The sequence below is a fragment of the Streptomyces malachitofuscus genome (assembly GCF_055571035.1).
On record NZ_JBVIGA010000034.1, the window covers coordinates 34,261 to 50,268 of the forward strand.

Annotated in this window: 11 protein-coding genes; 8 read left to right on the plus strand and 3 right to left on the minus strand. The window is 68.4% G+C overall.

The genetic code is table 11. The annotated features are described in order from the left end of the window. The first annotated feature begins 124 nt into the window (after positions 1 to 124). From rplK to ACZ44S_RS35200, 8 genes are all read left to right on the plus strand, one after another. A complete protein-coding gene (gene rplK / locus ACZ44S_RS35165) occupies positions 125 to 559 on the plus strand; it encodes a 50S ribosomal protein L11 (protein WP_006130605.1) in 435 nt (144 codons plus the stop codon). Between the two features lie 82 nt (positions 560 to 641). Further along, a complete protein-coding gene (gene rplA, locus ACZ44S_RS35170; RefSeq protein WP_037929493.1) occupies positions 642 to 1,367 on the plus strand; it encodes a 50S ribosomal protein L1 in 726 nt (241 codons plus the stop codon). Between the two features lie 192 nt (positions 1,368 to 1,559). Beyond that, positions 1,560 to 2,435: an SCO4651 family lipoprotein gene (locus tag ACZ44S_RS35175; RefSeq protein ID WP_466936734.1), complete on the plus strand. Its 876-nt coding sequence runs from the start codon at positions 1,560 to 1,562 to the stop codon at positions 2,433 to 2,435. 292 nt (positions 2,436 to 2,727) lie between these two features. Beyond that, entirely contained in the window at positions 2,728 to 3,258 is a 531-nt protein-coding gene (gene rplJ / locus ACZ44S_RS35180) for a 50S ribosomal protein L10 (protein ID WP_190166799.1), read from the plus strand. 123 nt (positions 3,259 to 3,381) lie between these two features. Continuing rightward, positions 3,382 to 3,765, plus strand: a complete 384-nt coding sequence (gene rplL / locus ACZ44S_RS35185; protein WP_466936736.1) for a 50S ribosomal protein L7/L12 — start codon at positions 3,382 to 3,384, stop codon at positions 3,763 to 3,765. Between the two features lie 598 nt (positions 3,766 to 4,363). Next, a complete protein-coding gene (gene rpoB, locus ACZ44S_RS35190; protein WP_466936738.1) occupies positions 4,364 to 7,849 on the plus strand; it encodes a DNA-directed RNA polymerase subunit beta in 3,486 nt (1,161 codons plus the stop codon). A gap of 95 nt (positions 7,850 to 7,944) precedes the next feature. Further along, positions 7,945 to 11,844 carry a DNA-directed RNA polymerase subunit beta' gene (locus ACZ44S_RS35195; protein WP_466936740.1) on the plus strand — a complete coding sequence of 1,300 codons (3,900 nt, stop codon included), beginning with the start codon at positions 7,945 to 7,947 and terminating at the stop codon, positions 11,842 to 11,844. A gap of 233 nt (positions 11,845 to 12,077) precedes the next feature. Then, the gene (locus tag ACZ44S_RS35200; protein ID WP_190166865.1) at positions 12,078 to 12,551 is read left to right on the plus strand and encodes a DUF1707 and DUF4190 domain-containing protein; all 474 of its coding nucleotides are present in this window, start codon (positions 12,078 to 12,080) and stop codon (positions 12,549 to 12,551) included. A 15-nt stretch (positions 12,552 to 12,566) separates the two neighbouring features. Here the strand turns inward: ACZ44S_RS35200 and ACZ44S_RS35205 are convergent, their stop codons facing one another. The 3 genes from ACZ44S_RS35205 to ACZ44S_RS35215 are packed head-to-tail and all read right to left on the minus strand — an operon-like array spanning position 12,567 to position 16,000. Beyond that, positions 12,567 to 13,895 (minus strand): M48 family metalloprotease, encoded by a 1,329-nt coding sequence (locus tag ACZ44S_RS35205; RefSeq protein ID WP_466936742.1) that lies wholly within the window; start codon positions 13,893 to 13,895, stop codon positions 12,567 to 12,569. 42 nt (positions 13,896 to 13,937) lie between these two features. Further along, on the minus strand, positions 13,938 to 14,522 hold the full coding sequence (locus tag ACZ44S_RS35210) for a Pycsar system effector family protein (RefSeq protein WP_466936744.1): 585 nt from the start codon (positions 14,520 to 14,522) through the stop codon (positions 13,938 to 13,940). Beyond that, complete coding sequence (locus tag ACZ44S_RS35215) at positions 14,519 to 16,000, minus strand: hypothetical protein (protein WP_466936746.1); 1,482 nt, start codon at positions 15,998 to 16,000, stop codon at positions 14,519 to 14,521. Before ACZ44S_RS35215 ends, ACZ44S_RS35210 begins: the two co-directional genes overlap by 4 nt. Positions 16,001 to 16,008 lie beyond the last annotated feature (8 nt).

Sequence of the window (16,008 nt, forward strand, 5' to 3'; positions counted from 1 at the left end):
GCGTTTGTCTGACCTGCTCGGTTTTTGGCCGCGCATCCATACCCGTTATCGTTGTGCGGTATGCCTGTGTCCGGGTTGTCCCCCGGAGGTGGGCAGGACCCGAATCGAAAGGACCCGGAGAGCCATGCCTCCCAAGAAGAAGAAGGTCACGGGGCTCATCAAGCTCCAGATCCAGGCCGGTGCCGCCAACCCGGCCCCGCCGGTCGGCCCCGCGCTGGGCCAGCACGGCGTGAACATCATGGAGTTCTGCAAGGCCTACAACGCCGCGACCGAGTCGCAGCGCGGCTGGGTCATCCCGGTGGAGATCACGGTCTACGAGGACCGTTCCTTCACCTTCATCACCAAGACCCCGCCGGCCGCGAAGATGATCCTCAAGGCCGCGGGCGTGGAGAAGGGCTCCGGCGAGCCGCACAAGACCAAGGTCGCGAAGATCACGCGTGACCAGGTCCGTGAGATCGCCACCACCAAGATGCCCGACCTCAACGCCAACGACCTGGACGCCGCCGAGAAGATCATCGCCGGCACCGCCCGTTCCATGGGCGTCACGGTCGAGGGCTGACCTCCACCCCCGTAAGCCAAGCAGTAGTGGCAGGGCCTGCTCGGCCCGGACCACGACTCCTCAGATTCCACAGGAGCTTTCAGTGAGCAAGCGCAGCAAGTCTCTCCGCGCTGCGGACGCCAAGATCGACCGGGAGAAGCTGTACGCCCCGCTCGAGGCCGTCCGTCTCGCCAAGGAGACGTCCACGACCAAGTTCGACGGCACCGTCGAGGTCGCCTTCCGTCTGGGTGTCGACCCGCGCAAGGCCGACCAGATGGTCCGTGGCACCGTGAACCTCCCGCACGGCACCGGTAAGACCGCCCGGGTCCTGGTCTTCGCGACCGGTGACCGTGCCGAGGCCGCGCGTGCCGCGGGCGCCGACATCGTCGGCGCCGACGAGCTGATCGACGAGGTGTCGAAGGGCCGTCTGGACTTCGACGCCGTCGTCGCCACCCCGGACCTCATGGGCAAGGTCGGCCGCCTCGGCCGTGTGCTCGGTCCCCGTGGTCTGATGCCGAACCCCAAGACCGGCACCGTGACCCCCGACGTCACCAAGGCTGTCAACGACATCAAGGGCGGCAAGATCGAGTTCCGTGTCGACAAGCACGCGAACCTGCACTTCATCATCGGCAAGTCGTCCTTCGACGACACCAAGCTGGTGGAGAACTACGGCGCCGCGCTGGAGGAGATCCTCCGTCTGAAGCCGTCCGCCGCCAAGGGTCGCTACATCAAGAAGGCCGCCATCAGCACCACGATGGGCCCCGGCATCCCGCTCGACCCGAACCGCACCCGCAACCTCCTCGTCGAGGAGGACCCGGCCGCGGTCTGAGCCCACGGCTCACCTCACCGGTCACGGGCCCCGCACCTGCTCAGGTGCGGGGCCCGTCCCTTTCCCGCGTCTCCGGTGTCACCACTGCCCCAGGAGTATTCGAACGCCTCTGTCATACCAGTGGGATAGTCTTCCGATTCACTGTGCATCAGCTGTGTTCCTTGGGGGGAACCAATGACTTGGGGGGATTCCATGCGAACGTCCGTACCTGCCGCCGGACTCGCCGCTCTGCTGCTCGCCGCGGGCGCGGTCGGCTGTTCGAGCGACTCGGGCTCCAAGGGCTCGGAGGGCTCCGGGGGCTCCAAGGCAGCCGAGACGCCCGCCATGACGCCGGCCGCGGCCGTGGCCAAGGCCGCGAAGAACTCCGAGGAGATCACCTCCTTCCGGTACGTCATGACCGGCACGGTGCCCGAGCAGGGCCGGATCAAGGCCGAGGCGTCGATGCGGACCGAGCCCGACGTCGCCATGAGCATGAAGGTCACCGCGCTCGAGAAGGGCGATGAGGGAACCGCCGAGATCCGCCTCGTCGACAAGGCCATGTACATCGGTGGCGGCGCCGAGGCGGCCAAGCAGATGGAAGGCAAGCGCTGGCTGAAGTTCGACCTGGGCGCGCTCGGCGCCGACCAGGAGATGAACGGCGGGATGGGTGCCGCCGACCAGGCCCAGAAGAACCCGGCGACCGAGTCCACGTTCCTCACCGGCGCCGATGACGTCAAGAAGGTCGGCACCGAGAAGATCGACGGCGTCGAGACCACCCACTACTCGGGCACCATCACCCTCGACGACCTGCGTGCCGAGCTCAAGAAGAAGGACGCCAAGTCCGCCGAGCGCGGCGAGAAGAGCATCCAGCAGTACGAGAAGATGGGCGTCGAGACGCTCAAGATGGACGCCTGGATCGACGGCGATGACCGCACCAAGCAGTTCCGGATGCGAGGCGACGCCACCAAGGGCCCGGTGGACACGACCATCAAGTTCCTCGACGTGAACAAGCCGGTGACGGTCGAGGCCCCGCCGGCCCTGGAGACCGTCGACTTCGCCGAGATGCTCCAGGGGCTCGAGGAGAGCTGATCGGTCGGGGGCGGATTTGCTTCCCGGTAATCCGTTCCCGTACTCTCCTACTGAAGCCAAAGACCGCTGGTCGTTGCCGTGCGCTCGTCAGAGGGCGCGGTGGCCGAAGGATCCGCTGAACTGCGGACGACCCGCGCAGGTGTCAGTGGAAGAGTTCCCGGAGTTCGCCGCCGCGAGGCCGCGAGTGACCGGTTGAGCTACGCCCCGTGCGCCTGCGCCCGGGGCGTTTCGTTTTCCCCAGTCCTCCTTCGGGTCCGCGCGGTCCGAATCACCCGGAAGGAGGCCGAGGCTCATGGCGAGGCCTGACAAGGTCGATGCCGTCGAGGAGATGCGGGACAAGTTCCGCAACTCCAACGCTGCTGTCGTTACCGCGTACACCGGTCTCACCGTGGCGCAGCTCAAGCAGCTGCGTCGTTCACTCGGTGAGAACGCTCAGTACCGTGTGGTGAAGAACACGCTGACCAAGATTGCGGCCCAGGAGGCCGGGATCACCACGCTCGACGACCTGTTCGCGGGTTCGTCGGCGGTCGCCTTCGTGACCGGTGACCCGGTCGAGGCGGCGAAGGGTCTGCGCGATTTCGCCAAGGAGAACCCGAATCTCGTCATCAAGGGCGGTGTCCTTGACGGCAAGGCGATGTCCGCCGACGAGATCAAGAAGCTTGCGGACCTCGAGTCCCGCGAGGTTCTGCTCGCCAAGCTGGCGGGTGCCTTCAAGGGCAAGCAGACGCAGACTGCTCAGCTCTTCCAGGCGCTCCCCTCGAAGCTCGTCCGCACCGTGGACGCGCTCCGTGCCAAGCAGGACGAGCAGGGCGGTGCCGAGTAATTCGGCTCGCTTTCCGATCCTCGCCGCATGAACCGCATGAGGTGAGGGTCGACGCGGGCCCGACGTACGCCCGCCTCACCCCGTACATCCGGCACCTGCCGATTTAGTGGAAGGACCGCCATCATGGCGAAGCTCAGCCAGGAAGACCTGCTCGCGCAGTTCGAGGAGATGACCCTCATCGAGCTCTCCGAGTTCGTGAAGGCGTTCGAGGAGAAGTTCGACGTCACCGCCGCCGCCGCGGTCGCCGTCGCCGGCACGGCCGGCCCGGCCGCCCCGGTCGAGGCCGCCGAGGAGAAGGACGAGTTCGACGTCATCCTCACCGGCGCCGGCGACAAGAAGATCCAGGTCATCAAGGTCGTGCGTGAGCTGACCTCCCTGGGTCTGAAGGAGGCCAAGGACCTCGTCGACGGCACCCCGAAGCCGGTCCTCGAGAAGGTCAACAAGGAGCAGGCCGAGAAGGCCGCCGAGTCCCTCAAGGGCGCCGGCGCCTCCGTCGAGGTCAAGTAAGACCCCGCGGGTCCGGCAGGATCCGTAGGCACGTTCCACGGGACGTGTAACGCTCAAGCGCTGAGGAGCGATCATCCATCCGGGTGGTCGCTCTTCGGCGTACCGGGGGTCCGGCGGCGGCTGCCTTGCACCCGGGACGGCGGGGGGTATGGTGATCTTCGTTGTGCCTCCAGGGGCCCGCGGAGAATCGCCTCGAGGCAGGCGGTCGGGGCAAGGGGGCCTTGACGAACCGCACGCAGCGCGCAATTCTCAGGACGCGTCGTCACAAGGATCCGAATCCGAGGCATGGATCGACGGCAAAGAGGGCAGTATCACGGTGCGTTGAGGGCAGCGCCTTGTCGCAGGAGTTGAGAACAACGAGGGCCTCTACCCGGTCTCGTACACCGCACTGGACATCAGTGTGCCAAGTGGCTACACTGACCCTTTGCGCTGCCTGTTAGCTGTCCCCTGCCCGTCACCAGGGGCATGCCCTCGCTCGAGCACCGACGACAAATGATCTCTGACCTGGGGTTTTCTCCCCATCGGAGGATTCTGTCCCTGTGCACGGTGGGGGGCCGGTACGCGCGTAGTGAGTCCGAGCCCTCGGAAGGACCCCCTCTTGGCCGCCTCGCGCAACGCCTCGACCGCGAATACGAACAACGGCGCCAGCACCGCCCCGCTGCGCATCTCCTTTGCAAAGATCAAGGAGCCCCTCGAGGTTCCGAACCTTCTCGCGCTGCAGACCGAGAGCTTTGACTGGCTGCTCGGGAACGACGCCTGGAAGGCTCGCGTCGAGGAGGCTCTCGAGAACGGGCAGGACGTCCCCACCAAGTCCGGTCTGGAGGAGATCTTCGAAGAGATCTCCCCGATCGAGGACTTCTCCGGGTCGATGTCGCTGACCTTCCGCGACCACCGCTTCGAGCCGCCGAAGAACTCCATCGACGAGTGCAAGGAGCGCGACTTCACGTACGCCGCCCCGCTCTTCGTCACCGCCGAATTCACCAACAACGAGACCGGCGAGATCAAGTCCCAGACGGTCTTCATGGGCGACTTCCCGCTCATGACGAACAAGGGCACCTTCGTCATCAACGGCACCGAGCGTGTCGTGGTGTCCCAGCTGGTCCGCTCGCCCGGCGTCTACTTCGACTCCTCCATCGACAAGACGTCCGACAAGGACATCTTCTCCGCCAAGATCATCCCCTCCCGGGGTGCCTGGCTGGAGATGGAGATCGACAAGCGCGACATGGTCGGTGTGCGCATCGACCGCAAGCGCAAGCAGTCCGTCACCGTCCTGCTGAAGGCGCTCGGCTGGACCACCGAGCAGATCCTCGAGGAGTTCGGCGAGTACGAGTCCATGCGCGCCACCCTGGAGAAGGACCACACCCAGGGCCAGGACGACGCGCTGCTCGACATCTACCGCAAGCTGCGTCCGGGTGAGCCCCCCACGCGTGAGGCCGCGCAGACGCTGCTCGAGAACCTGTACTTCAACCCCAAGCGCTACGACCTCGCCAAGGTCGGCCGCTACAAGGTGAACAAGAAGCTCGGCGGGGACGAGCCGCTGGACGCCGGCGTGCTCACCACCGACGACATCATCGCCACCATCAAGTACCTGGTGAAGCTGCACGCCGGTGAGACCGAGACGGTCGGCGAGTCGGGCCGCTCGATCATCGTCGAGACCGACGACATCGACCACTTCGGCAACCGCCGTATCCGCAACGTCGGCGAGCTGATCCAGAACCAGGTCCGTACGGGTCTCGCCCGTATGGAGCGCGTCGTGCGCGAGCGCATGACCACCCAGGACGTCGAGGCGATCACGCCCCAGACCCTGATCAACATCCGGCCGGTCGTCGCCTCCATCAAGGAGTTCTTCGGCACCAGCCAGCTGTCGCAGTTCATGGACCAGAACAACCCGCTGTCGGGGCTGACGCACAAGCGTCGTCTGAACGCCCTCGGCCCGGGTGGTCTCTCCCGTGAGCGGGCCGGCTTCGAGGTCCGTGACGTCCACCCGTCGCACTACGGCCGCATGTGCCCGATCGAGACGCCGGAAGGCCCGAACATCGGTCTGATCGGTTCGCTCGCCTCCTACGGGCGGATCAACCCGTTCGGCTTCATCGAGACGCCGTACCGCAAGGTCGTCGACGGCCAGGTCACCGACGAGGTGGACTACCTGACCGCCGACGAGGAGGACCGCTTCGTCATCGCGCAGGCCAACGCGCCGCTCAACGACGACATGCGCTTCGTCGAGAACCGCATCCTGGTCCGCCGCCGCGGCGGCGAGGTCGACTACGTCCCCGGTGACGAGGTCGACTACATGGACGTCTCGCCGCGCCAGATGGTGTCGGTCGCGACCGCCATGATCCCGTTCCTCGAGCACGACGACGCCAACCGTGCCCTCATGGGCGCGAACATGATGCGTCAGGCCGTGCCGCTGATCAAGAGCGAGGCCCCGCTCGTCGGCACCGGCATGGAGTACCGCTCCGCCGTCGACGCCGGCGACGTGGTCAAGGCCGAGAAGGCGGGTGTGGTCCAGGAGGTCTCCGCGGACTACATCACCACCGCCAACGACGACGGCACGTACATCACGTACCGCCTCGCCAAGTTCTCCCGGTCCAACCAGGGCACCTCGGTCAACCAGAAGGTCATCGTCGCCGAGGGCGACCGGATCATCGAGGGCCAGGTCCTCGCCGACGGTCCGGCCACCGAGAACGGTGAGATGGCGCTCGGCAAGAACCTGCTGGTCGCGTTCATGCCGTGGGAGGGTCACAACTACGAGGACGCGATCATCCTGTCGCAGCGCCTCGTGCAGGACGACGTCCTCTCCTCGATCCACATCGAGGAGCACGAGGTCGACGCCCGTGACACCAAGCTCGGCCCCGAGGAGATCACCCGGGACATTCCGAACGTCTCCGAGGAGGTCCTCGCCGACCTCGACGAGCGCGGCATCATCCGTATCGGTGCCGAGGTCATCGCCGGTGACATCCTCGTCGGCAAGGTGACCCCGAAGGGCGAGACCGAGCTGACCCCCGAGGAGCGCCTGCTGCGCGCGATCTTCGGTGAGAAGGCCCGTGAGGTCCGTGACACCTCGCTGAAGGTGCCGCACGGCGAGACCGGCAAGGTCATCGGTGTGCGCGTCTTCGACCGCGAGGAGGGCGACGAGCTTCCCCCCGGTGTGAACCAGCTGGTGCGCGTCTACGTCGCGCAGAAGCGCAAGATCACCGACGGTGACAAGCTCGCCGGCCGGCACGGCAACAAGGGCGTCATCTCCAAGATCCTTCCCATCGAGGACATGCCGTTCCTCGAGGACGGGACCCCGGTCGACATCATCCTCAACCCGCTGGGTGTGCCGTCCCGAATGAACCCGGGACAGGTCCTGGAGATCCACCTCGGCTGGCTCGCCAGCCGCGGCTGGGACGTCTCCGGTCTCGCCGAGGAGTGGGCCGAGCGGCTGCAGGCCATCGGCGCCGACAAGGTGGAGCCCGGCACCAACGTCGCCACCCCGGTGTTCGACGGTGCGCGTGAGGACGAGCTCGCGGGTCTGCTCCAGCACACCATCCCGAACCGCGACGGCGAGCGCATGGTGCTCCCGACCGGTAAGGCGCGGCTGTTCGACGGCCGTAGCGGTGAGCCGTTCCCGGACCCGATCTCGGTCGGCTACATGTACATCCTGAAGCTGCACCACCTGGTCGACGACAAGCTGCACGCGCGTTCGACCGGCCCGTACTCCATGATCACCCAGCAGCCGCTGGGCGGTAAGGCTCAGTTCGGTGGCCAGCGGTTCGGCGAGATGGAGGTGTGGGCACTCGAGGCGTACGGCGCCGCCTACGCGCTCCAGGAGCTGCTGACCATCAAGTCCGACGACGTCACCGGCCGCGTGAAGGTCTACGAGGCCATCGTCAAGGGCGAGAACATCCCCGAGCCCGGCATCCCCGAGTCCTTCAAGGTCCTCATCAAGGAGATGCAGTCCCTGTGCCTGAACGTGGAGGTGCTGTCCAGCGACGGTATGTCCATCGAGATGCGTGACACCGACGAGGACGTCTTCCGCGCTGCGGAGGAGCTCGGCATCGACCTGTCCCGGCGCGAGCCGAGCAGCGTCGAAGAGGTCTGACGGGAGTGGGGCGGCCCGGTGAACTCCGGGCCGCCCTCCCCAGGACCCCCGTATCAGACCCCAAGACTTACGACCCTGAGAGGGATTGACGCATAGTGCTCGACGTCAACTTCTTCGACGAGCTCCGGATCGGCCTGGCCACCGCTGACGACATCCGTCAGTGGAGCCACGGCGAGGTCAAGAAGCCCGAGACCATCAACTACCGCACCCTCAAGCCCGAGAAGGACGGACTCTTCTGCGAGAAGATCTTCGGTCCGACCCGGGACTGGGAGTGCTACTGCGGCAAGTACAAGCGCGTCCGCTTCAAGGGCATCATCTGCGAGCGCTGCGGCGTCGAGGTCACGCGCGCCAAGGTGCGCCGTGAGCGGATGGGCCACATCGAGCTGGCCGCTCCCGTCACGCACATCTGGTACTTCAAGGGTGTCCCGAGCCGTCTGGGCTACCTGCTCGACCTGGCTCCCAAGGACCTCGAGAAGGTCATCTACTTCGCGGCGTACATGATCACGTACGTCGACGAGGAGCGCCGCACCCGTGACCTGCCCTCGCTGGAGGCCCACGTCTCCGTCGAGCGCCAGCAGGTCGAGAACCGCCGCGACGCCGACCTCGAGGCCCGCGCCAAGAAGCTCGAGACCGACCTCGCCGAGCTCGAGGCCGAGGGCGCCAAGGCCGACGTGCGCCGCAAGGTGCGCGAGGGTGCCGAGCGTGAGATGAAGCAGCTGCGCGACCGTGCGCAGCGCGAGATCGACCGTCTCGACGAGGTGTGGAACCGGTTCAAGAACCTCAAGGTCCAGGACCTCGAGGGCGACGAGCTGCTCTACCGCGAGCTGCGCGACCGCTTCGGCACGTACTTCGACGGCTCGATGGGTGCCGCGGCGCTGCAGAAGCGCCTGGAGTCCTTCGACCTCGAGGAGGAGGCCGAGAAGCTCCGCGAGATCATCCGCACCGGCAAGGGCCAGAAGAAGACCCGTGCGCTCAAGCGCCTCAAGGTCGTCTCCGCGTTCCTGCAGACGTCCAACAGCCCCAAGGGCATGGTGCTCGACTGCGTGCCGGTCATCCCGCCGGACCTGCGTCCGATGGTGCAGCTGGACGGTGGCCGCTTCGCGACCTCCGACCTGAACGACCTGTACCGCCGTGTCATCAACCGCAACAACCGACTGAAGCGGCTTCTCGACCTCGGCGCGCCCGAGATCATCGTGAACAACGAGAAGCGCATGCTCCAGGAGGCCGTGGACGCGCTCTTCGACAACGGCCGCCGCGGCCGCCCGGTGACGGGCCCCGGCAACCGTCCGCTGAAGTCGCTGTCCGACATGCTCAAGGGCAAGCAGGGTCGCTTCCGTCAGAACCTGCTCGGCAAGCGAGTCGACTACTCGGCGCGTTCCGTGATCGTCGTCGGCCCGCAGCTGAAGCTGCACCAGTGCGGTCTGCCGAAGGCCATGGCGCTGGAGCTGTTCAAGCCGTTCGTGATGAAGCGCCTGGTCGACCTGAACCACGCGCAGAACATCAAGTCGGCCAAGCGCATGGTCGAGCGCGGCCGCACCGTGGTGTACGACGTCCTCGAAGAGGTCATCGCCGAGCACCCGGTGCTGCTGAACCGTGCGCCCACGCTGCACCGCCTCGGCATCCAGGCCTTCGAGCCGCAGCTGGTCGAGGGCAAGGCCATTCAGATCCACCCGCTCGTCTGCACCGCGTTCAACGCGGACTTCGACGGTGACCAGATGGCCGTGCACCTGCCGCTGTCCGCGGAGGCGCAGGCCGAGGCCCGCATCCTGATGCTGTCCTCGAACAACATCCTCAAGCCGGCCGACGGCCGTCCGGTGACGATGCCGACCCAGGACATGGTCCTCGGTCTGTTCTTCCTCACCACCGACGGCGAGATGCGCGACCTCAAGGGCGAGGGCCGTTCCTTCGCCTCGGTCGCCGAGGCGATCATGGCCTTCGACGCGGGCGAGCTGTCGCTCCAGTCGAAGATCGACGTCCGCTTCCCGGTCGGCACCATCCCGCCGCGCGGCTGGACCCCGCCGGCGCGCGAGGAGGGCGAGCCCGAGTGGCAGCAGGGTGACAGCTTCCGGCTGAACACCACCCTGGGCCGTGCGCTCTTCAACGAGCTGCTGCCCGAGGACTACCCGTTCGTCGACTACGAGGTCGGCAAGAAGCAGCTCTCCGAGATCGTCAACGACCTCGCCGAGCGCTACCCGAAGGTCATCGTGGCGGCGACGCTCGACAACCTGAAGGCGTCCGGCTTCTACTGGGCCACCCGTTCCGGTGTCACCGTCGCCATCTCCGACGTCGTCGTTCCCGAGGCGAAGAAGGAGATCGTCCGCGGCTACGAGGCGCAGGACGAGAAGGTCCAGAAGCAGTACGAGCGCGGTCTGATCACCAAGGACGAGCGCACGCAGGAGCTCATCAACATCTGGACCAAGGCGACCAACGAGGTCGCCGAGGCGATGAACGACAACTTCCCGAAGACCAACCCGATCTTCATGATGGTGAACTCGGGCGCACGAGGCAACATGATGCAGATGCGTCAGATCGCCGGTATGCGTGGTCTGGTGTCGAACGCGAAGAACGAGACGATCCCGCGTCCGATCAAGGCGTCGTTCCGTGAGGGTCTGTCCGTGCTGGAGTACTTCATCTCCACGCACGGTGCCCGTAAGGGTCTGGCGGACACCGCTCTGCGTACCGCCGACTCGGGTTACCTCACCCGTCGCCTGGTCGACGTCTCCCAGGACGTCATCATCCGCGAGGAGGACTGCGGCACCGACCGCGGTCTGCGTCTCAAGATCGCGAGCCGGGACGCGGAGGGCGTGCTCCGCAAGGAGGGCGACGTCGAGACGTCCGTGTACGCGCGCTGCCTCGCCGAGGACATCGTCGTCGACGGGCAGGTGCTGGCCCCGGCCGGCACCGACCTGGGCGACGTCCTCATCGAGGAGCTCGTCTCGCGCGGCGTCGAGGAGGTCAAGACCCGCTCGGTCCTGACCTGCGAGTCCGCCGTCGGCACCTGCGCGATGTGCTACGGCCGTTCGCTGGCCACGGGCAAGCTGGTCGACATCGGTGAGGCGGTCGGCATCATCGCCGCCCAGTCCATCGGTGAGCCCGGCACCCAGCTGACGATGCGTACCTTCCACACCGGTGGTGTGGCCGGTGACGACATCACCCAGGGTCTGCCCCGTGTCGTCGAGCTCTTCGAGGCCCGTACCCCGAAGGGTGTCGCCCCGATCTCCGAGGCCTCCGGCCGCGTGCGGATCGAGGAGACCGAGAAGACCAAGAAGCTCGTCGTCACCCCGGACGACGGCAGCGACGAGACGGCGTACCCGATCTCGAAGCGTGCCAAGGTCCTGGTCGGCGAGGGCGACCACGTCGAGGTGGGCCAGCAGCTCACCATGGGTGCCACCAACCCGCACGACGTGCTGCGCATCCTGGGGCAGCGTGCCGTCCAGGTCCACCTGGTCGGCGAGGTCCAGAAGGTCTACAACTCGCAGGGTGTGTCGATCCACGACAAGCACATCGAGATCATCATCCGGCAGATGCTGCGCCGTGTGACGATCATCGAGTCGGGCGACGCCGAGCTGCTGCCCGGCGAGCTGGTCGAGCGCTCGAAGTTCGAGACCGAGAACCGTCGTGTGGTCCAGGAGGGCGGTCACCCGGCCTCCGGCCGTCCGCAGCTGATGGGTATCACCAAGGCCTCGCTGGCGACGGAGTCCTGGCTGTCGGCCGCCTCCTTCCAGGAGACGACCCGAGTCCTGACGGACGCGGCGATCAACGCCAAGTCCGACAGCCTCATCGGCCTCAAGGAGAACGTCATCATCGGTAAGCTCATCCCGGCCGGTACGGGTCTCTCCCGCTACCGCAACATCCGGGTCGAGCCGACCGAGGAGGCCAAGGCCGCGATGTACTCGGCCGTCGGCTACGACGACATCGACTACTCGCCGTTCGGTACCGGCTCCGGCCAGGCCGTTCCGCTGGAGGACTACGACTACGGTCCGTACAACCAGTAAGCGGGTCGCTTGATACGAAGGGCGGCCACCCCGTACGGGGTGGCCGCCCTTCGGCATGCCGGGGCGGGGTGGCCGCCCGGCACGGGAGGGTCGGTGGAACCAATCTCCCGGTACGGTGCGTTCAAGTGGGTGAAACAGAAAAGCAGGGACATCTGTCCCGCCCCCGGGAGGCAGCCGTGTCGTACCCGACTCCGTGGCAGGGCAACCCGTTGCAGGGACCCGGCGCTCCACCGATGCTGGCTTCGCACGCCGACCGTGAGCGCGCGGTGGACGTCCTGCGGGCCGGATACGGCGAGGGCAGGCTGGACCACCCCGAGTTCGAGAAGCGCGTCTCCCGGGCCTACGCGGCCCGCACCGTGGCGGAGCTGTCGCTGCTGGTCGCCGATCTGCCGCAGGGCCCGCTGCCGCAGCCGGTGGCGGCCGCCGGGCCGGTCCCGGCGACCTTCCTGCCCCGGCCGCAGCCGAGGACCAACGGCAAGGCGATCGCCTCGATGATCTGCGGCGTCCTGTGCGTGGCCACCGGTGGGCTCACCGGCCTACCGGCCGTGATCCTCGGCCACATGGCGCAGTCGGAGATACGCCGCACCGGCGAGGGCGGTGACGGCTTCGCCCTGACGGGGCTGGTGCTCGGCTGGCTGTCGGTCGCCGGCTGGGCGGTGTTCCTGAGCCTGTTCGCCCTGCTGGCCGTGCTGGCGGGTTCCTCCTGACCGACGGGCCGGGGCTCAGCGGCTCGGCTGGAGGTACGGCTGCAGGTGGTGCAGCCGGGTGTAGTAGTCCGGGTGCGAGGACAGCAGCTTGCTCACCGGGGTCTCGGCGACCGGCGCACCGCCGTTGGCGGCGGTCAGGGCCGCGACCTGCTGCTGCTCCTGGTGGTGCAGCTTCTCCAGGACGGCGGCCAGCATCGGGGCGAAGCCGAGCGCGGCGGCATGCTGGTCCGCGCGCAGCTCGGAGCGGCGCCCGACGGCGGCGAGCGCGTACGGCATGGCGAGGATCAGCAGCGGCAGGCCGTACAGGGTGCTGATCGTGGCGAGCGCGACGGCGCCGACGAACAGCCCGAAGAACAGGACGCCGAAGCAGGAGAACACCCGCGACACCCGGAACATGAATCCGGTGACGGCGCGCAGTACCCGCCAGGCGATCCGGCCGGGCAGCGCGTACCAGTAGCCGAGCAGCCCGGACCAGGCGTGGCCGCCGACGTGGTGGCCCAGCTCGTGGGCCATGACGGCGGCCAGCTCCCCGTTGGGCAGCTGGTTCATGGCGAACCGGGTGACGCCGACGATGTGTCCGGCCGCGGCGACCGCGTTCAGGCTGTCGCTGTCCTCGACCCACAGCTCGTAGTTCCGGCCCTCCACGCCCGCACGGGCGGTCACCTCGCGCCAGACCGGCTCGATTTTGGCTCTTTCCTGCGGCGTGGGGTAGCGCAGACGGAGCAGATGGCGCGCGAGGGCGCTTTCGGTCGGGCGGTGGAACACGAGTGCGCCGCTGGCGAGCCAGGCGAGGACGACCAGGATGCCGAGACCTCCGAAGAGGAGCGAGACCAGGCCGACGACGACCAGGCTGCACAGGAAGTTCGGCAGGTGGAGGAGCAGGTTGCCGAAGGCGGTGGCATCGGTGTGGCGCTGCTGGCCGGAGATGTGGACCCGGCCCCGGTCGGTGCTGATGTGGTGCGGGTGCAGCGGGGAGTCGGGCGCCGGAGGGGGAGCGGCCTGCGGAGGGATGTGGGGCGGGGGCGCCGGCGCGGGCGGGGGCTGTGACGGGTACTGCTGGAATCCCGGGGTCGGGTGCTGGGGTGCCTGCGGGTACTGGGGAGTCTCCGGGTGCTGGGGTGCCTGGGGGTACTGGGGAGTCTCCGGGTACTGCGGCGCCTGCGGGTACTGGGGTGGCTGCGCATACTGCGGGGGGACGGCGGACAGGGGCCCGGGCGGGGTCTGCGGCGCGGGCTGCTGGGGATACGGCGGCGGATACTGCGGCGGGACCTGCGCGGCCCCCGGCTGGTGGGGCCGGCCGGTCGGCTCGGGGTACTCCGGTGGGGTCGGCGGGGGCTGGGTCATGGTGGTTCCTTCGCGTGACGTGAGCGGTGGCCGGCCCGTGGGTCAGCCGATCAGCAGGGAGGCGGGCAGCAGAAGCGTCCCGGTGCAGAAGGCGATCAGGCCGGTGCGGATCCACTGGTGCTTGCGCCAGGCGATCCGGCTCGTCTCCGTGAGTGCCGCCGTCAGCCCGGCCACCGGGTCGGCCTCCGTGTCGGCGAGCGCGGCATCCAGCCGGCCCGCCTGCACGGCCCGCTGGATGTCCCCGAAGTACGACAGCGGCTGCCCGAGGACCCACGCCCCGCTGCGATAGCGGGGCAGTACGGCCAGGAGCAGCGCGAACAGGGAGAGGGCGAGGGAGGAGGCCCCGGTCCACCACACCGCCGCCCCGGCCCCCGACAGGGCGTCCGGCGACCAGTCCCGTCCGGCGAGCAGGCCGCTGAACACGCCCGCGGTGATGCCGAGGGCGGCGACCAGGACGGCCGCCTTGCTGTCGGCGCGGGCGATCTCGGTACGCAGGTCCGCCAACAGCCGTTCGCACAGCTGCGTACGGGACGCGGCGGGCGGTGAGGGGAGGCGCGGGGGAGCCGGAGCGGGGTCGGGGGTGTCCGCGGCCGCCGTCGCCGGGGCGGGCACCGGGTCGGCCGTCATCGGCCCTCCCCCTGGCCGGTGTCGTCCTCCGCCGGCCCTGCGGGGCCGTCGGCGGTTCCGGGGCGGCCGGTGGGCGGGGCGGGCGGTGCGGCATCCACGGGCGCGGTGGGTGTCGTGCCGTACCCGGGCGGCGGCTGCCAGGCGGGCGCGGGGGGCGGGGGCGCCGCAGGAGGGGCGTACGGCATGGCGGGCGGTGGGGCCGGAGGGGCGTGGGGCGGTGCCGGTGGACGGCCCGCGGGCGTGGCGGGTGACGCTTCCGGCGGGTACGGCGTCGTGGGGACCGGGGGCGTGTACGGCGGGGCCGTCGGCGGTGTTTCCGGTGGAGGCGGGGCGCTCGGGCCCGCGCCGGGTGCCGGGGCGGGGCCGGGGTGGCCGGCCGGAGGGAGCAGGGGCGGGTTCTGGGGAACGCCCGGGAGGCGCTGGTTGAGGATGTCGCTGACGGTGCGCAACGCCAGCTGTTTGGGGCCCTCCAGCTCGAACTTCTCCGCGCCCTCCCCGCTCAGCAGTTCCTTCACCAGATCCATCTGCGCCTGGATCATGCGGAGTTGGTCCTCGCGCATGCTGCTCATCACCAGGTGCGAGTCCTCCGGGTGCTGTGCCAGGTGGAGCGCCCAGGACTGCACACCGCCCTGCGACAGGTGCCACTGGTAGAACTCGATCTTCTGGGCCTCGATCTGCTGCAGCTCCAGCATCTGCTGCCCCTGCAGCATCGCCTGCTCGTGCTGCCAGCGCTGCTGCTGCAGCGCCAGTTCCTGCTGCCGTCGCCCGTACTCCATGGCCCGTTCGAGCTGCAGTTCGTCCTGCTGCCGGTGGCGCTGGTCCATCTCGACGTCGACCTGCATGCCCTGCTGTGCCGTGCGGATCTGCTCGGCCGCCGAGTGGTCGATGGCCTGGAGCCGTTGCTGGTGGTCGATGTTCGCCTGGTCACGGCGCAGTCGCAGCGTCCAGGTGACCTGGAGCCCCGCCGTGGCGCCGAGCGGTCCGACGAGCATGACCGCGCGCAGCAGCTCCCGCTCGGCCGCCCCGCTGTCGGCGACGGCGAAGCCGCGGGTGACCGGCCGGGCCGCCTGCTGCAGCTCGCCGATCAGCAGCGCCGGCACGTCCCTGATGCCGCTCGCCACGAACCGCGCCGCGTCCAGCACCTGCCAGGAGACGTCCACCTCCGCCGTGAACTCGAACGCGTCGTTGTCACTCGGCAGGGCGAGGGTGTCGGTGAAGGGATGGACACCCATGTCCACCTCGTACACCGCGGTGTACCGGCGGGCCGCGATCTCGCTGCGGCTCGGCCGGGTCGGCGGGGGATAGGCCTCGTACCCGCCCTTCGGGGTGGAGAAGACCAGCGCGTGGTCGATGCGGACCACGTGCTTCAGGGACAGCTCGAAGCGGGAGAGCTGCCGCACGGTGAGCACCGGGTCGATCAGCCGCGTGTGCCGGTCGGCGGGCTGCTGCCACTCGGGCGGGCGGTGGAAGGAAGGCATGGGACGTC